This window comes from Citrobacter sp. R-1.5.2, from assembly GCF_035064245.1.
GTDB lineage: Bacteria > Pseudomonadota > Gammaproteobacteria > Enterobacterales > Enterobacteriaceae > Citrobacter.
Genome location: NZ_JASEYC010000003.1, coordinates 301195 through 317777, shown reverse-complemented (window position 1 = coordinate 317777; position 16583 = coordinate 301195). Strand labels below are relative to the sequence as shown.

Below are 16583 nucleotides of genomic sequence, written 5' to 3'. Positions count from 1 at the left end.
GTTGCACTTACGCAAAACATCGCGTTTCTGGTATACCGAACATTTTTTGCTATACCTGAAGTGATTACTGCCATAGCGCTGATTATGAGGGATGTATGTCAAAAGCAAGTGATGCAGAAAAAATACGCACACTATCCAAAATCGATCTGAATTTGCTGACAATTTTCTGTTTGATCTATAGCGTGGGTAGTATTTCCAGAGTCGCTGACATGCTGAACATTTCACCTTCTGCCGTTAGCCAGTCACTACGAAAACTGCGAGAAATGATGGGAGATAATCTCTTTGTCCGTAGCGGAAACGCGCTGTTGCCGACCGTCTACTCTGATGAACTTTATGACAATACGATCCCAATTATCGACAAACTATCGACGCTGATGCCGCTTTCCTCTCCGGCGGCGAAAAAAAGGCTAACGCTGTATACCGAGTCATTTATTTCCCCGATTGTTATTCCCGATGTCACGGCCAGAATAATCAATACCGATGCGGATATCAGTCTCCTGCACCTCACCGCTGATTTAAACGAGCAGAGCATTGTTGAGTTATTAAACATGCGCCAGGCTGATGTGGTGTTTTCAACATTTTCCGTTGAGTCAGGAAATATCACCTGCCAGAAAATATCTGATATGCGGCTGGTTCTCGTCGCCTCGCAGAATAATACGTTATACGGAAATGCAATTACAGAGGAGCAGTTCAGAAGTGCCAATCTGGTGGGTTACAATACCAAGAATGAAAAAATAATTTACCACCGGAGTATTGTGGATAAAAAATTCAGAACCGGTGAACGTTGTCTGCTGACCTCTTCTTTTACGGCAATACTGACTATTGTGTCCACAACCCAATGCTTAGGGGTGATCCCGGAAAAGGTATTCGTAACACACGCGCATCTGTATGGTCTTAAAAAGATAAACACACCATTTCCATTACCGCAATTTAGTGTGTTTTCTTCTTCACGCAAAGATGGTGCGGCCCATAAAATACTGTCACCCATTCTGACTGATTTACAAACGACCTCCCGGTGATAAATTCCCGGGAGGCCAGATGTCGCCATTAATAACTACACACGGATTTTAGCGATACGCCAGATATGGTCAGCATATTCCTGTACCGTTCTGTCTGACGAGAAATACCCCATATTAGCAATATTATGCATCGTCTTTGTCGTCCACTCGCGGGGATAACGATATAACTCATCTACCGAATCCTGGCAGTCCACATAGCTGCGGTAATCCGCTAATACCTGATAGTAGTCGCCAAAGTTGATTAGCGAATCCAGCACATCTCTGTAGCGTCCGGGCTCTTCCGGGCTGAACACACCCGTACCAATTTGCGTCAGTACCTGATGTAACTCCGCATCGTTTTCAAAAATACAGCGCGGGTCATAGCCATCGCGACGTAGCGCATCAACCTCACTCGCCGTATTACCAAAGATAAAGATGTTATCTTCCCCAACGTATTCACGCATTTCTATATTCGCACCATCCAGCGTACCGATCGTTAGCGCCCCATTCAGCCCAAACTTCATGTTGCTGGTACCGGATGCTTCCGTCCCGGCCAGGGATATTTGTTCAGAAAGATCGGCTGCCGGAATGATCATTTGCGCCAGGCTAACGTTGTAATCCGGGATAAACACCACCTTCAGCTTGCCGCCAATTTGCGGATCGTTATTCACTAATCTCGCCACATCATTAATTAGGCGAATGATCTGTTTCGCCATGTGATAGGACGACGCCGCTTTGCCCGCAAAGATATTCACACGCGGCACCCAGGTAGCATCCGGTGCCGCTTTAATGCGGTTATAGCGAGTGATGACATGGAGCACATTCAGTAACTGCCGCTTATATTCATGAATACGCTTCACCTGCACATCAAACAACGCACCAGAATCCACCACCACCCCATGCTGTGTTGCAATATGGTGCGCCAGTCGCTGCTTGTTTACTCGTTTCGCTCGATGTACCGCCTCATTCACCGACGGATAATCAATATACTGCTTCAACTCGCCCAACTGCATTAACCGGGTCCGCCAGCTATCACCGATATTCTCATCCAGCACTTTTGCAAGCGGAGGATTAGCCAGCGCCAGCCAGCGGCGAGCCGTGACACCATTGGTCACATTGGTGAAACGCAGCGGAAAGATGCGTGCAAAGTCAGCAAACAGCGATTCCGTCATCAATTTGGAATGGAGTGCCGACACGCCGTTTACCTTATGACTAACCACGACTGCCAGCCAGGCCATGCGCACCACGCGACCATGGGATTCATCAATGAGCGATACACGTTTCAACAGCTCACTGTCATCACGATATCGCTCCTGCAACGTCTTCAGAAACCGATCGTTAATTTCGAAAATAATCTGCAAGTGACGCGGCAAAAGTCGACTCAGCATCTCGACCGGCCATGTCTCCAGCGCCTCACTCATCAGCGTGTGATTGGTGTATGAAAAAATCTGACAGGTCACATCAAACGCGTTATCCCAACTGAACTGGTGATGATCAATTAGCAGACGCATCAGTTCCGGAATCGCCAGGACCGGGTGAGTATCATTGAGGTGAATCGCAATTTTATCCGCCAGATTATCGTAAGTCCGGTGTAACTGGTAATGGCGACTCAGGATATCCTGAATCGTTGCCGAGGCCAGAAAATAAGCCTGCCGCAAGCGCAGTTCACGCCCTGCATCGGTGGAATCATCCGGATACAGGACCCGTGAAATCCGATCAAAGTGGTATTTATTTTCTACTTCAGTTGCAAAGTCATCATGTGGATTTAATTTCCCGGCATTGACCTCACTATTCACCTGTACATTCCACAGCCGCAGCGTATTCGTCGTGTCGGTCGCATAGCCGGGAATAATCTGGTCATGTGCAACAGCCAGAATATCCTCGGTTTCAATCCAGCGGGCTTTATTCCCCTCCAGTTGCACGCGTCCGCCAAAACGCACTTTATAATGCGTATTATGACGTTTGAACTCCCATGGGTTCCCGTATTCCAGCCAGTAGTCCAGTGACTCTTTCTGAACACCATCGATGATATTTTGTTTAAACATACCGTAGTTGTAGCGAATTCCGTAACCGCATCCAGGTAAGCCCAGCGTTGCCAGCGAATCAAGGAAACAGGCCGCCAGACGACCCAGGCCGCCATTTCCGAGCCCAGGGTCATTCTCCTCGTCGATCAGCTCTTCCAGATCCAGCCCCATGGCCTCCAGCGCGCTCCGGACTTCATCATATAAGCCCAAAGAGAGTAGCGCATTGGAGAGCGTACGGCCGATGAGAAACTCCATCGACAGATAATAAACCTGGCGGGCATCCTGAGAGAATTGTGCCCGATTAGAGCGGTGCCACCGCTCAACCATTCGATCGCGTACAGCATATAACGTCGCATTCAACCACTCCCGTTTCGTGGCAATGGCGGGATCTTTACCGATAGTAAATAAAAGCTTATTGGCGATATCATCTCTCAGCTTATCAACATCAGAATCCGGGGCGACCGGCAGCGGTGAAATATACATATGGGCATTACCTTTCATAATATTGTAGGATACGTAACAGACAGGTGAATTATTTAAAATCTGCTTTGCGAACGTCAGCTTTATTTCGAATGACTTCATGACTGGCGAGAAAACTTAATTCCGACATTAATACCCGCCAACTCAGCCCCGTAGCCAGGGAGATATAATATAAACTCACTCCGTTAGCATACAGTGTTTTAGCCATTTCAAGTTTCGACTTCAAAACAATTTCTTTCAAAATAAACCTCATTAATAACGCTCGACGAGATAAAATTTACGATAATAAGTTTCTATAGCCAAGAAGTGGCACTTAAAGCCGGAATTAGACTCGCTAAACACCTTTCACTAACAGAAACACGTGATGGGTATTCTCTGTGTATTATGCCGATCAGATATAGATGTCGTGTGAAGGCATCTGTATAATCCCCCGATTACGAGCAATGTACAGTATAAGAAAATGGCAAAAATTGGTTTTATATCACTAGGTTGTCCGAAAAACCTCGTCGATTCTGAGCGCATCCTGACCGAACTTCGTACCGAAGGCTATGATGTTGTGCCAAGTTACGACGATGCGGATATGGTCATCGTTAACACCTGCGGCTTTATCGACAGCGCCGTTCAGGAGTCACTGGAAGCCATTGGCGAAGCGCTGAACGAAAACGGCAAAGTGATCGTCACTGGCTGTCTGGGTGCCAAAGTCGATCAGATCCGTGAAGTCCACCCGAAGGTGCTGGAAATTACCGGACCGCACAGCTACGAACAGGTTCTGGAGCACGTGCATCACTACGTGCCGAAGCCAAAGCACAACCCGTTCCAGAGTCTGGTTCCTGAGCAAGGTGTCAAACTGACCCCGCGCCATTATGCCTATTTGAAGATTTCTGAAGGCTGTAATCACCGCTGCACATTCTGCATTATTCCATCCATGCGTGGTGATCTGGTGAGCCGTCCGATTGGCGACGTTCTTAGCGAAGCTAAACGTCTGGTCGATGCAGGCGTGAAAGAGATTCTGGTGATCTCCCAGGATACTTCTGCTTACGGTGTGGATGTGAAGCATCGTACCGGTTTCCATAACGGCGAGCCGGTTAAAACCAGCATGGTTGACCTGTGCGAACAGTTGTCAAAACTGGGTATCTGGACCCGTCTGCACTACGTCTATCCGTATCCGCACGTCGATGATGTGATCCCGCTGATGGCGGAAGGGAAAATCCTGCCGTATCTGGATATCCCACTGCAGCACGCCAGCCCGCGTATTCTGAAACTCATGAAACGCCCTGGTTCTGTGGACCGACAGCTGGCACGGATTAAACAGTGGCGTGAGATCTGCCCTGAACTGACCCTGCGTTCAACGTTTATTGTTGGCTTCCCGGGCGAAACCGAAGAAGACTTCCAGATGCTGCTCGACTTCCTGAAAGAAGCGCGTCTTGACCGCGTCGGCTGCTTTAAATACAGCCCGGTAGAAGGTGCAGGAGCCAACGATCTGCCAGATCAAATCCCGGAAGAGGTAAAAGAAGAACGCTGGAACCGCTTTATGCAACTGCAGCAGCAGATCTCTGCTGAACGTTTGCAGGAGAAAGTCGGCCGCGAGATTCTGGTCATCGTTGATGAAGTTGACGAAGAAGGCGCGATTGGTCGAAGTATGGCTGATGCCCCTGAAATCGACGGTGCGGTATATCTGAATGGCGAAACCAACGTGAAGCCTGGCGACATCCTCCGCGTGAAAGTCGAAAACGCAGATGAATACGATCTGTGGGGCACGCGCGTTTAAATAGCGTAACCCAACGTAGGCCGGATAAGGCATTTATACCGCATCCGGCAACGCCTGATGGCGACGCTAAAGCGTCTTATCAGGCCTACGGTTCACCCTTTAATTTTCGGATCCAGCGCGTCGCGCAACCCATCCCCCAGCAGGTTAAACGCCAGCACCGTCAGGAATATCGCCACCGCCGGGAAAATCGCCACGTGGGGCGCGATCACCATGTCAGCCCGCGCTTCATTAAGCATGGCTCCCCATTCCGGCGTCGGCGGCTGTGCCCCTAAACCGAGGAAGGACAGACTTGCGGCAGAAATGATTGACGTCCCGATGCGCATGGTGAAAAAAACCACGATTGAAGAGACCGTACCCGGCAAAATATGGTTAAAGATAATGGTCGCGTCGCTGGCACCAATGCTGCGTGCTGACTCAATAAATGTTTGTTGCTTAAGAACCAACGTATTGCCACGAACCAGTCGCGCAAAAGCCGGAATGGAAAATACCGCAACCGCAATAATCACATTCGCAATCCCGCTTCCCAACACCGCCACCACTGCTATTGCCAGCAATATCCCCGGAAAGGCGAACAGCACGTCGCAGATACGCATAATCAGTCGGTCCCACCAGCCTTCGTAATACCCGGCCAGCAGCCCCAGCACCGTGCCAATCGCCGCGCCAATAAAGACGGCAAAGACCCCGGCCGCCAGCGAAATTTGTGCGCCAACCAGTACGCGGCTAAAAATATCCCTGCCTAACGAATCCACGCCAAACCAGTGCAGCATCGACGGTCCGTCATTCAGCCGGTCGTAATCGAAGTAGTTTTCAGCATCAAACGGGGTCAACCAACGGGCAAAGATGGCCACCAGGATCAGGGCCAGCACAAATAACCCCGCGATCATCGCAACATGTTGACGACGAAAACGACGCCAGAACTCATGCCACGGCGTACGTATTTGATCTGGCTTAACGAGGGGCATCGCATTTAAAATCGCCTGTCGGCGCCAGTTAAAAAATCGCATCCTTACTTGTACCTGATAGCCGGATTAATGGCGGCATAGAGTACATCCACCACTAAGTTGATAAGAATAAATTCCAGGGAGAACAACAACACTTCAGCCTGGATCACCGGATAGTCACGCATTTCAACTGAGTCGACCAACAATCGCCCAAGCCCAGGCCAGTTGAATACCTTCTCAACCACAATCGAGCCACCCAGCAAAAAGCCAAACTGCAGCCCCATCATCGTGACAACCGGGATCATCGCGTTACGCAGACCATGTTTTAGCACCACCCAGGTTTCGCTCACCCCCTTCGCCCGCGCGGTGCGCATATAGTCCTCGCTAAGCACATCGACAAACGAGGCGCGGGTAAAACGGGCGAGTACCGCCGCCACCGCCGCCCCTAGCGTGATTGAAGGGAGAATGTAGTGCAACCAGGTATCCGCGCCTACGGTCGGTAGCCAACCCAACTCAACGGAAAAGATCTGCATTAACAGCATACCAAGCGCAAAGGCCGGGAAAGAGATCCCAGTGACCGCCAGCGTCATACTCAACCTGTCAGGCCAGCGGTTGCGCCAAACGGCGGCAATGATCCCCGCCGTCATACCAAACAAAACCGCCCACGCCATGCTGGCGATCGTCAACCACAGCGACGGCATAAAACGGCTGGCAATCTCATCGGCAACCGGACGGCGAGAAACCATCGAGGTACCGAAATCGCCTTGTAATACGTTGGTCATGTAATGCCAGAACTGAACGTGCAGCGGCTGATCGAGGCCCAACTGCCGACGTACCAACTCAATCACCTCTGCATCAGCCTCCGGCCCGGCAATAAGCCGCGCCGGATCGCCGGGTAGCAAGTGAACAAACAAAAACACCAGCACCGCCACAATTAACAGCGTCGGAATCAACCCCAGCAGGCGCTTGGAAACATAGTTGAGCATCAGACTCCCTTCGCCGGCCCCGTCCATGCAGGGCCGAATGAATAGCTTATTTCAAATCCGCGTCATCAAAACTAAACCCGGTGTCGGGCATGATCCAGAATCCGGTCAAATTCGTACTGTGCGCCGAGATCAGTTTTTCCACCACCAGCGGGATCCACGGCGACTCTTTCCAGATAATATCCTGCGCGTCTTTGTACAACTGCGCTTTTTGCGCCGGATCGTTGGTCTGCAATGCCGCCGTTAAATCATTATCCACCTGCCTGTTACTGTAGAACGCGGTATTAAACAAGGTTGGCGGCCAGTTCTGTGACGCAAACAGCGGCGACAGCGCCCAGTCCGCTTCGCCCGTAGACGCCGACCAGCCGGTGTAGAACATCCTTACCCCGCTTTCTTTCTGCGCCTTGCCCTCAACTTCTGCGGCCCGCTGCCCGGCATCCATCGCCGTGACCTGAGCCTTCACGCCCACCTGCGCCAGCTGTTGCTGGGTAAATTGCAGCACTTTCTGCGCGGTACTGTGGTTATGGGATGACCACAGCGTGGTGGTAAAGCCGTTGGGATAACCCGCTTCTTTCAGTAATTCGCGTGCTTTTGCCGGATCGTAAGGCCACGGCGTGTAGCTTTGCGCATAGACTATCGATGGCGGAAGAACGCCAGTTGCCGGCGTGGCATAACCCGCAAACGCCACTTTCACCAACGCCTGACGGTTGATGGCATAATTCAACGCCTCGCGCACCTTCGGATTATCGAACGGTTTTTGCGTGACGTTCATGCTGATATAACGCTGCATAATAGACGGGCTGGCGACCAGTTCCAGGTTTTTATTCTTCGCCAGTAACGCGGCCTGCTCGTACGGAATGGGGAAAGCAAACTGCGCTTCCCCGGTTTGCAGCATTGCCGCACGCGTATTGTTGTCCGTTACCGGACGCCAGGTAATCGTATCCAGCTTTGGCAACCCTTGCTGCCAGTAGCCCGCGAACTTCTTAACTTTGACAAAGTCGGTCTGATTCCAGGTTTCAAGCTGGTACGGCCCCGTCCCTACCGGATGGAAACCGATCTCTTTCCCGTATTTCTCCAGCGCGGCCGGAGATATCATCGCCGTAGCCGGATGCGCCAGAATATTGATAAAGGCAGAGAATGGCTGCTTCAGCGTAATCTTCACCGTAGCGGGATCAACAACCTCGGTTTTATCGATATTCTTATACAGGTTATAGCGTTTAAGGTGATTTTCCGGATTGCTGGCGCGATCAAGGTTGGCTTTTACCGCAGCCGCATTGAAGTCAGTCCCATCCTGAAACTTCACGCCCTGTCGCAGTTTAACGGTATACGTCAGGCCATCATCAGAAACGGTATAGCTTTCCGCCAACACATTTTTCAGCTTCATCTCTTTATCAAGGCCGAACAGTCCCTGGTAAAACGACTTGGCTACCGCCTGCGACAACGTGTCGTTGGCATCATAAGGGTCGAGCGTGGTGAAATTGGACCCTACCGCAACCACCACATCTTTGGCAGCCCAGGACGGGGATGCAGCCAGCGCTGAGGCGACCCCCAGAGCAACCAGCCATTTACGAGCAACAATTTTTGCCATGTTATTCTCCTTAAACCCTGCCTGCCTGTCATAAACGCGAAAGCGCATTTTCCGCTGGCGCACGCGCAACATAATGCCCCGGTCCCACTAACTGGAGTGAAACCGGGGGGATCTCTTCACCGCGTTTGCGGATATTACTGGGGATATCATCCGACAACAGCACGCGCTGTGGCCTTTGATACGATGGATCGGCAACCGGGACTGCCGCCATAAGTTTTCGCGTGTAGGGATGCTGTGGATTCTCAAACACCGCCCGTCGGGTACCGATCTCAACAATCTGCCCCAGGTACATCACCGCCACGCGGTGACTAATACGCTCCACCACCGCCATATCGTGGGAAATAAACAGGTACGCAATACCCATTTCCCGCTGTAGGTCGAGCAACAGATTAATAATTTGCCCGCGAATCGAGACATCCAGTGCCGAGACGGACTCATCGGCAATGATCACTTTTGGATTGAGCGCCAACGCCCGGGCTATACAGATACGTTGCCGCTGACCGCCGGAAAATTCGTGCGGATAGCGCCAGGCGTGCTCAGGCAGCAACCCGACACGCTCCAGCAACCACGCGACCCGTTTCGTCGCCGCATCGCCGTGTAACAAACCGTGCACCCGCAGTGGCTCTAAGATGGAGTATCCCACCGTCTGGCGCGGGTCGAGCGACGCATAAGGGTCCTGGAAGATAAACTGGATATCCCGACGCAGCGGCTGCAACTTGCTGGCGGCCAGGGTATCAATGCGTTGTCCATTGAAGAAAATCTCCCCACGCTGGGACTCCACCAGACGCAACAATGCCCGCCCTGTCGTTGATTTACCGCAACCCGACTCGCCAACCAGTGAAAGCGTTTCGCCGGGCCAGAGATCAAAACTGACGTTTTCCACCGCATGCACCTCGCGGGTCACGCGATTTAGGATGCCGCTACGCAGGGGAAAACGTGTCACCAGGTTGCGAACCCGCAGAATCGGCTCTCCCTCAACCACCGTGTCCTGCTCGGTTTGAGGTTCAACATGATGAGGATTCTGCAGAGAAATAAGCGGGAAGCGTCGCGGAAGGTCGTGCCCGCGCATCTCCCCAAGTTGCGGCACAGCCGCCAACAGCGCTTGAGTGTAAGGATGCTGAGGAGCATGAAAAATTTGCTCAACGCTGCCCGTTTCGACCGCTTCACCCTGGTACATCACCAGCACACGGTCAGCGATATCTGCCACCACCCCCATATCGTGGGTGATAAAAATGACCCCCATCGACATCTCTTGCTGCAGCACTTTTATCAGTTGCAGGATCTGCGCCTGAATAGTGACGTCCAGCGCCGTTGTCGGCTCATCAGCAATCAACACCGCCGGTCGGCATGATAGCGCCATGGCGATCATCACTCGCTGGCGCATTCCGCCGGAAAGCTGGTGTGGATAGCGCGATAAGATGGCCTTCGATTCGGGAATTCGAACCTGGTCAAGCATGCGCTTGGCTTCCACCATTGCCTCTTCGCGACTGGCCCCCTGGTGTAGACGAATGGACTCAGCGATCTGTTCGCCGACGGTAAACACCGGGTTGAGCGACGTCATCGGCTCCTGAAAAATCATCGCGATGTCAGCGCCGCGCACATGGCGCATCTGGGCTGCGCTTTGCTCGCCGAGTTCAATCACCTGCCGATTGCGCCGCCGTAGCAGCATCGCATCACAGCTTACCTCGCCGCCCGCCTGTTCAATCAGACGCATCAGCGATAAGGCCGTTACCGATTTTCCGGAACCGGATTCGCCAACAATCGCCAGCGTTTCACCACGTTTCAGGCGAAACGACAGATTTCGTACGGCGCTGATACGCTGCTGCTCCTGTTCGAAGGCGATATTCAGGTTGCTGACGGCCAGTACGTCACTAACATCAAGCTCATCACTGTGTGGCAACGCTATCTCCTTTTTCCCGATAAATACCGGTGGTTGGCGTATCGCCAGCGTATCCCCATGCGCGGTACATACCTTCGCTGTTAAACGGCAAAGCCACATTCCCTTCATGATCGATAGCAATTAATCCACCGCTGCCGCCCAGCGCCGGCAACTTTTCCATCACCACGCGCTCGCACGCCTCTGACAGACTCAGGCCGCCATAATCCATCAGCGCCGCAATGTCATAGGCCGCCAGCGCGCGAATGAATACTTCTCCGGTTCCCGTACAGGAAACCGCAACGTTGGCATTGTTGGCATAGCAACCCGCGCCAACCAAAGGACTGTCGCCCACCCGCCCCGGTAATTTGTTGGTCATTCCGCCAGTCGAAGTCGCCGCAGCCAGATTGCCGAAAACATCCAGCGCCACCGCGCCGACGGTGCCCATTTTGTTGTTTTCGTCCAGCGGTGTGCCGCTATGATCAAGTACCGTTTTATCCTCAGCACGCGCCACCAGCAGTTGCGCATAGCGTTCAGGGGTAGAGAAAACATCAGCAGAAACGCGTTCCATGCCCTGTGCAATCGCAAACTTCTCCGCCCCTTCGCCAATCATCATGACGTGAGGACTGTGTTCCATCACCAGACGCGCCGCGAGGATCGGGTTACGTAGATGGCTGACTCCGGCAACAGCACCCGCTTGCAGGGTATTACCATCCATGACGCAGGCATCGAGTTCATGGGTTTCATCACGGGTATACACAGCGCCAATTCCGGCGTTAAACAAGGGGCACTCTTCCAGTAGGCGCACAGCCTCAGTGACAACATCCAGCGCGCTACGGCCCGCTTCCAGCATACGTTGACCGGTTTCAACGATATCTGACAGTGCCTGTATATAACGCAACTCCTGCTCCTGGCTTAGCGCTGCGCGGGTTATTGCCCCTGCGCCGCCGTGAATTGCAATGACTGCTTTGCCCATTTTTTTCATCCATTAAGGTGGCAGGTAACGGGGTTATAAATATCAGAATTTCTGTGAGTTATTGATTCGATTTTTGAATATAGAAAGATGCAGACGTCATGTAAAGGTAAAGGCCCCTTCTACAGAGCCAATTCTATTAACCTACGGATAGCGGTGAAATAAGCGGCAGTTGTTCACGAATACGCCAGGCTTATTCCCGATGCGGTTAGATAAACTATTTCAGTAGCCCGGCAATATGTGTTTTTGCGTACCCGACAAAACGTTCAACCGACGGCATCGATTCGGTCCAATCCACGGTGGTTAACCCCAGATACTCCGAACGCGCAGCCTGCAGCATGGCGGCATGTTCAGCGGGCAATTGCGGTATCAGCCAGGATGCGGCCGTCTCTTTAGCAACAATATTACCGGTCACGACGCTATACCAGATACGCGCCAGCGTCAGGATAATATTGCGCTCATCCCCCTGTAAATCCGCCGGCTCGCGCCACAGTTCAAGAATATGACGAAAAGTCTGTAAGACATCGCGTGCCGGGATAGCATGGAATAACGTCTCTGCACACTCACCAAATACCGAAATGCTGCACTGACGGGCTTGCGTCAGCAGAATAGTCAGATCAGGATCTGGCTGTGCGGGCTCATAAATTCCCGCACCAATATCATCACGCAACCATTCACCAAATTGCATTTCTCTTGATGGTGGAAATCGCCACGGCACCAGTTGCGAATAGACCACGATAGTCACTTCCAGTGCCCGATAGCTATCGGCACTGCCCGGCGGTGCTGATATTTCCAGAAAACCCTGCATCAATTCTTTTCTTTGCTGCATATCCAGCGGTTGCCTGATGGTAACCAGCAAATCGATGTCGCTTTGGGGTTTTAATCCCCCTTCAACAGCAGATCCATACAAATGAATAGCAACCAGATTGCCCTCGATAATCCGTGCAATCAGCACTCTGGCGGCATTCACCTGGCGTCGAATTGAGTCCGGGATCGTATTCGTCATTTAGCCCCCAGGGCAAAAAAGAACGGAAATATTGAGTTTATACCGCATTTTTCCTGCAGCGTGACTCTCGGGTGTAAAACCTTTAGCAGATCGGATTCTAAGCCTGAGGTGGCATACTGTCCGCGTCCATTTTCTGACATAATAACCGGATTCGATTTTGCCCCGCAGGAGTCTTCACATGGAATTTACCGCCGGACTGATGCCGCTTGAAACGGCTCTCTCTCAGATGCTTTCGCGTATTACCCCGCTCACCGCCGTCGAAACGCTGCCACTGGTTCAATGCTTTGGCCGTATTCTGGCGACCGATATCGTCTCTCCCATTGATGTCCCTGGATTCGATAACTCGGCAATGGATGGTTATGCGGTGCGTTTGGCCGACCTGCAATCCGGCCAGCCGCTCTCCGTTGCAGGTAAAGCCTTTGCCGGTCAGCCTTTCCATGGTGAATGGCCTGCGGGAACCTGCATTAGAATTATGACCGGCGCCCCGGTACCCGCCGGTTGTGAAGCCGTGGTCATGCAGGAGCAGACTGAACAAACTGACGACGGTATTCGTTTTACCGCCGACGTCCGCAGCGGACAAAATATTCGTCTGCGCGGTGAAGATATCGCCAACGGCGCGGTGGTATTCCCCGCCGGAACGCGCCTGACAACCGCAGAACTTCCGGTACTGGCCTCGTTGGGTATTGCGCAGGCACAGGTTGTGCGTAAAGTCCGCGTGGCGTTGTTCTCCACCGGTGATGAACTGCAACTGCCTGGTCAGCCGCTGGGCGACGGGCAGATTTATGATACCAATCGCCTGACCGTGCATCTGATGCTGCAACAGTTGGGCTGTGAAGTAATCAACTTAGGGATTATCCGCGACGATCCTAACGCGCTACGCGCCGCATTTATCGAAGCCGACAGCCAGGCCGATGTTGTCATCAGCTCCGGTGGCGTGTCGGTGGGTGAAGCAGACTACACCAAAACCATTCTGGAAGAGCTGGGAGAGATTGCCTTCTGGAAATTGGCCATCAAACCGGGTAAACCGTTCGCTTTCGGCAAACTGAACAACAGCTGGTTTTGCGGCCTGCCAGGAAACCCGGTCTCCGCGGCCCTCACGTTCTATCAACTGGTACAACCGTTGCTGGCGAAACTCAGCGGTAACACCGCTTGCGGACTGCCACCACGCCAGCGTGTGCGCACCGCATCACGCCTGAAGAAAACGCCTGGCCGTCTGGATTTTCAGCGCGGTGTATTACAGCGTACCGCAGAAGGCGAACTGGAAGTCACCACCACCGGACATCAGGGATCGCATATTTTTAGCTCCTTTAGCCTGGGCAACTGCTTTATCGTGCTGGAGCGCGATCGCGGCAACGTTGAAGCAGGAGAATGGGTTGAGGTCGAGCCGTTTAACGCCCTGTTTGGAGGCCTGTAATGGCGGAACTCAGCGACCAGGAGATGATGCGCTATAACCGGCAAATCATTTTGCGCGGCTTCGATTTTGAAGGTCAGGAAGCGCTCAAGGAAGCGCGGGTACTGGTCGTGGGTCTGGGTGGGCTTGGTTGTGCTGCCACCCAGTATCTGGCGGGCGCTGGCGTCGGGCAGTTAACCCTGCTCGACTTTGACACCGTGTCCGTTTCAAACCTGCAACGCCAGACGCTGCATAGTGACGCAACCATTGGCCAACCCAAAGTAGAGTCGGCACGCGACGCACTGGCGCGGATTAATCCCTATATCGTCATTACGCCGGTGAATGCGCTTCTCGACGATACCGCGATTCATGCGCTGATCGCCGAACATGATTTGGTGCTGGACTGCACCGATAATGTCAGTATCCGCAACCAGCTCAATGCCGGCTGCTTCGCCGCAAAGATTCCACTGGTATCCGGCGCGGCAATCCGCATGGAAGGACAAATTACGGTCTTCACATACCAGGAGGGTGAGCCCTGCTATCGCTGCCTGAGTCGCCTGTTCGGTGAAAATGCCCTGACCTGTGTAGAAGCGGGTGTAATGGCTCCGCTCATCGGTGTGATAGGTTCACTTCAGGCGATGGAAGCCATTAAGCTGCTGGCAAACTACGGTAAACCGGCATCCGGTAAAATCGTGATGTATGACGCCATGACCTGCCAGTTTCGCGAAATGAAGCTGATGCGTAACCCAGGGTGTGAGGTTTGTAGTCGGTAAAAAAGTCGGGTGGCGGCTTCGCCTTACCCGACCTACAACGGCCCGAACGCAGGCCGGGTAAGCGTTAGCGCCACCCGGCAACAGCATCAGAGAGACGTCCGCCCAAACGCGCTCTGCCAGTCGTGTTCAAACTTCGCCACGGCAGCATCAACAGCCGGGGAGCTAATCAACTGCTGTGCAACATCCAGCGGCAGCGTAATGGCTTCGCAGCCCGCCAGCAGGCAGTCCAGCGCCTGGCGTGGGGTTTTAAAACTGGCGGCCAACACTTTGGCGTGAGGCGCATGCATGTTCAGTAAGCGCTGCAGAGAGTTCACTGTCTGGATGCCATCTCCACCCTGGGCATCCACGCGATTAACATAGGGTGCAATATACTCTGCGCCAGCCAGCGCGGCTAACAACCCCTGTGCCGCACCGTATACCGCCGTCCCCAATGTCGGGATACCCTCTTCCTTCAGCAACTTAATCGCCGCCAGACCTTCTGCAGTGACCGGCACTTTGACCACGATATCCGCGATGATTGCCCGCAGTTTACGCGCATCGCTGACCATACCTTCCGCTGTCGTCGCCATTACCTGAGCAAACAAACGCCCTTGCCCTCCCATCGCTTCCTGCAATTGCGGCAGTAGCACGTCCAGCGTCTGCTTACCTGCCGCCACAATGCTCGGGTTGGTTGTCACCCCCGCCAGCGGAAAAATACGCGCCAGGGCCTTTACTGCGGCCACATCAGACGTATCCAAATAGAGTTCCATAACCTTTCCTCAAACGAATAATTAGCATGAATAAAAGGTAGCACGGCGAAACCTCACGGTTAGTTGACGCACGTCAATATAACTTTCATTCGAAAGTAATTTAATCTTTATACGAAAGAAAAGAGGCCGCTTATGATTTTTAATATTCAGCGCTATTCCACTCACGATGGCCCCGGTATTCGTACCGTGGTGTTCCTTAAAGGATGCTCCCTGGGCTGCCGCTGGTGCCAGAATCCGGAAAGCCGCGCCCGTACGCAGGATCTGCTCTATGACGCGCGTTTGTGCCTCGAGGGTTGCGATCTGTGTGCGCAGGCTGCACCGGAAGTGGTTGAACGTGCGCTGAATGGCCTGCTTATTCACCGTGAAAAACTGACCGATGAGGCCATCACGTCGCTGACCCACTGCTGCCCGACTCAGGCGCTGACCGTCTGCGGAGAGATAAAAAGCGTGGACGATATCATGGCGACCGTATTGCGAGATAAACCGTTTTACGACCGCAGTGGCGGTGGAATCACCCTTTCCGGCGGCGAACCGTTTATGCAGCCGGAGCTGGCAGCCGAATTATTCAAAGCCAGCCACGATGCAGGTATTCATACGGCGGTCGAAACCTGTCTGCATGTCCCATGGAAATATATTGCGCCTTCATTACCCCATATCGATCTGTTTCTTGCTGATTTAAAACATGTGGCTGACGCCCCGTTTAAACAGTGGACCGATGGGCGTGCCGCACGCGTGCTGGAAAATCTGAAAAAACTGGCCGCCGCGGGTAAAAAAATGATTATCCGCGTGCCGCTGATTCAGGGATTCAATGCCAACGCTGAAGATATTCAGGCCATTACCGATTTTGCTGCCGACGAACTGCACGTCGATGAGATCCATTTTTTGCCCTATCACACGTTGGGCATCAACAAATACCTATTACTCAATCAACCCTACAACGCCCCGGAAAAACCGCTTGATGCGCCTGCACTGCTCGAATTTGCCCAGCAGTACGCCAGCCTTAAAGGTTTAACCGCGACCCTACGAGGATAACC

14 protein-coding genes are annotated in these 16583 nt (G+C 52.8%); 5 read left to right on the top strand and 9 right to left on the bottom strand.

Annotated elements, in window-relative coordinates:
• Positions 1-95 precede the first annotated feature (95 nt).
• Complete coding sequence (locus QMN38_RS08430) at positions 96-1019, top strand: LysR family transcriptional regulator (RefSeq protein ID WP_323604833.1); 924 nt, start codon at positions 96-98, stop codon at positions 1017-1019.
• A gap of 35 nt (positions 1020-1054) precedes the next feature.
• Here QMN38_RS08430 and glgP read toward each other — a convergent pair whose 3' ends face one another.
• Together glgP and QMN38_RS08420 are read right to left on the bottom strand one after the other, a co-directional pair.
• On the bottom strand, positions 1055-3505 hold the full coding sequence (gene glgP / locus QMN38_RS08425) for a glycogen phosphorylase (RefSeq protein ID WP_323604832.1): 2451 nt from the start codon (positions 3503-3505) through the stop codon (positions 1055-1057).
• 49 nt (positions 3506-3554) lie between these two features.
• Entirely contained in the window at positions 3555-3743 is a 189-nt protein-coding gene (locus tag QMN38_RS08420; RefSeq protein WP_271440615.1) for a glycine cleavage system protein T, read from the bottom strand.
• Positions 3744-3962: 219 nt separating this feature from the next.
• Here QMN38_RS08420 and rimO point away from each other — a divergent pair, with 219 nt between their 5' ends.
• A complete protein-coding gene (gene rimO, locus QMN38_RS08415; protein WP_137384300.1) occupies positions 3963-5270 on the top strand; it encodes a 30S ribosomal protein S12 methylthiotransferase RimO in 1308 nt (435 codons plus the stop codon).
• A gap of 92 nt (positions 5271-5362) precedes the next feature.
• Here rimO and gsiD read toward each other — a convergent pair whose 3' ends face one another.
• The 6 genes from gsiD to QMN38_RS08385 form a co-directional block, all read right to left on the bottom strand.
• On the bottom strand, positions 5363-6274 hold the full coding sequence (gene gsiD, locus QMN38_RS08410) for a glutathione ABC transporter permease GsiD (RefSeq protein ID WP_137384301.1): 912 nt from the start codon (positions 6272-6274) through the stop codon (positions 5363-5365).
• A gap of 2 nt (positions 6275-6276) precedes the next feature.
• On the bottom strand, positions 6277-7197 hold the full coding sequence (gene gsiC, locus QMN38_RS08405) for a glutathione ABC transporter permease GsiC (protein WP_323604831.1): 921 nt from the start codon (positions 7195-7197) through the stop codon (positions 6277-6279).
• A gap of 46 nt (positions 7198-7243) precedes the next feature.
• Positions 7244-8782: a glutathione ABC transporter substrate-binding protein GsiB gene (gsiB, locus tag QMN38_RS08400; protein ID WP_323604830.1), complete on the bottom strand. Its 1539-nt coding sequence runs from the start codon at positions 8780-8782 to the stop codon at positions 7244-7246.
• Positions 8783-8810: 28 nt separating this feature from the next.
• Positions 8811-10682, bottom strand: coding sequence for a glutathione ABC transporter ATP-binding protein GsiA (gene gsiA / locus QMN38_RS08395; RefSeq protein WP_323604829.1), 1872 nt, complete (start codon positions 10680-10682; stop codon positions 8811-8813).
• The gene (gene iaaA / locus QMN38_RS08390; protein WP_271440612.1) at positions 10669-11634 is read right to left on the bottom strand and encodes a beta-aspartyl-peptidase; all 966 of its coding nucleotides are present in this window, start codon (positions 11632-11634) and stop codon (positions 10669-10671) included. Before iaaA ends, gsiA begins: the two co-directional genes overlap by 14 nt.
• A 214-nt stretch (positions 11635-11848) precedes the next feature.
• Entirely contained in the window at positions 11849-12637 is a 789-nt protein-coding gene (locus QMN38_RS08385; RefSeq protein WP_323604828.1) for an aminoglycoside adenylyltransferase family protein, read from the bottom strand.
• A gap of 178 nt (positions 12638-12815) precedes the next feature.
• On the opposite strand from QMN38_RS08385, the gene moeA reads away from it, so the two are divergent.
• Together moeA and moeB are read left to right on the top strand one after the other, a co-directional pair.
• Positions 12816-14051 carry a molybdopterin molybdotransferase MoeA gene (gene moeA, locus QMN38_RS08380; RefSeq protein ID WP_323604827.1) on the top strand — a complete coding sequence of 412 codons (1236 nt, stop codon included), beginning with the start codon at positions 12816-12818 and terminating at the stop codon, positions 14049-14051.
• Positions 14051-14800, top strand: a complete 750-nt coding sequence (gene moeB / locus QMN38_RS08375; protein ID WP_271449705.1) for a molybdopterin-synthase adenylyltransferase MoeB — start codon at positions 14051-14053, stop codon at positions 14798-14800. Before moeA ends, moeB begins: the two co-directional genes overlap by 1 nt.
• An 86-nt stretch (positions 14801-14886) precedes the next feature.
• Here the strand turns inward: moeB and fsa are convergent, their stop codons facing one another.
• On the bottom strand, positions 14887-15549 hold the full coding sequence (gene fsa / locus QMN38_RS08370; RefSeq protein WP_323604826.1) for a fructose-6-phosphate aldolase: 663 nt from the start codon (positions 15547-15549) through the stop codon (positions 14887-14889).
• Positions 15550-15681: 132 nt separating this feature from the next.
• Here fsa and QMN38_RS08365 point away from each other — a divergent pair, with 132 nt between their 5' ends.
• On the top strand, positions 15682-16581 hold the full coding sequence (locus QMN38_RS08365; protein WP_271456488.1) for a glycyl-radical enzyme activating protein: 900 nt from the start codon (positions 15682-15684) through the stop codon (positions 16579-16581).
• Positions 16582-16583 lie beyond the last annotated feature (2 nt).

What these genes read in the sequence shown, in the direction of transcription:
- moeB (WP_271449705.1), top strand. Translation starts at nt 14,051, where the DNA reads ATGGCGGAACTCAGCGACCAGGAGATGATGCGCTATAACCGGCAAATC.
- rimO (WP_137384300.1), top strand. Translation starts at nt 3,963, where the DNA reads ATGGCAAAAATTGGTTTTATATCACTAGGTTGTCCGAAAAACCTCGTC.
- QMN38_RS08365 (WP_271456488.1), top strand. Translation starts at nt 15,682, where the DNA reads ATGATTTTTAATATTCAGCGCTATTCCACTCACGATGGCCCCGGTATT.
- QMN38_RS08385 (WP_323604828.1), bottom strand. Translation starts at nt 12,637, where the DNA reads ATGACGAATACGATCCCGGACTCAATTCGACGCCAGGTGAATGCCGCC.
- glgP (WP_323604832.1), bottom strand. Translation starts at nt 3,505, where the DNA reads ATGTATATTTCACCGCTGCCGGTCGCCCCGGATTCTGATGTTGATAAG.
- fsa (WP_323604826.1), bottom strand. Translation starts at nt 15,549, where the DNA reads ATGGAACTCTATTTGGATACGTCTGATGTGGCCGCAGTAAAGGCCCTG.
- gsiC (WP_323604831.1), bottom strand. Translation starts at nt 7,197, where the DNA reads ATGCTCAACTATGTTTCCAAGCGCCTGCTGGGGTTGATTCCGACGCTG.
- gsiB (WP_323604830.1), bottom strand. Translation starts at nt 8,782, where the DNA reads ATGGCAAAAATTGTTGCTCGTAAATGGCTGGTTGCTCTGGGGGTCGCC.
- moeA (WP_323604827.1), top strand. Translation starts at nt 12,816, where the DNA reads ATGGAATTTACCGCCGGACTGATGCCGCTTGAAACGGCTCTCTCTCAG.
- iaaA (WP_271440612.1), bottom strand. Translation starts at nt 11,634, where the DNA reads ATGGGCAAAGCAGTCATTGCAATTCACGGCGGCGCAGGGGCAATAACC.
- QMN38_RS08430 (WP_323604833.1), top strand. Translation starts at nt 96, where the DNA reads ATGTCAAAAGCAAGTGATGCAGAAAAAATACGCACACTATCCAAAATC.
- gsiD (WP_137384301.1), bottom strand. Translation starts at nt 6,274, where the DNA reads ATGCGATTTTTTAACTGGCGCCGACAGGCGATTTTAAATGCGATGCCC.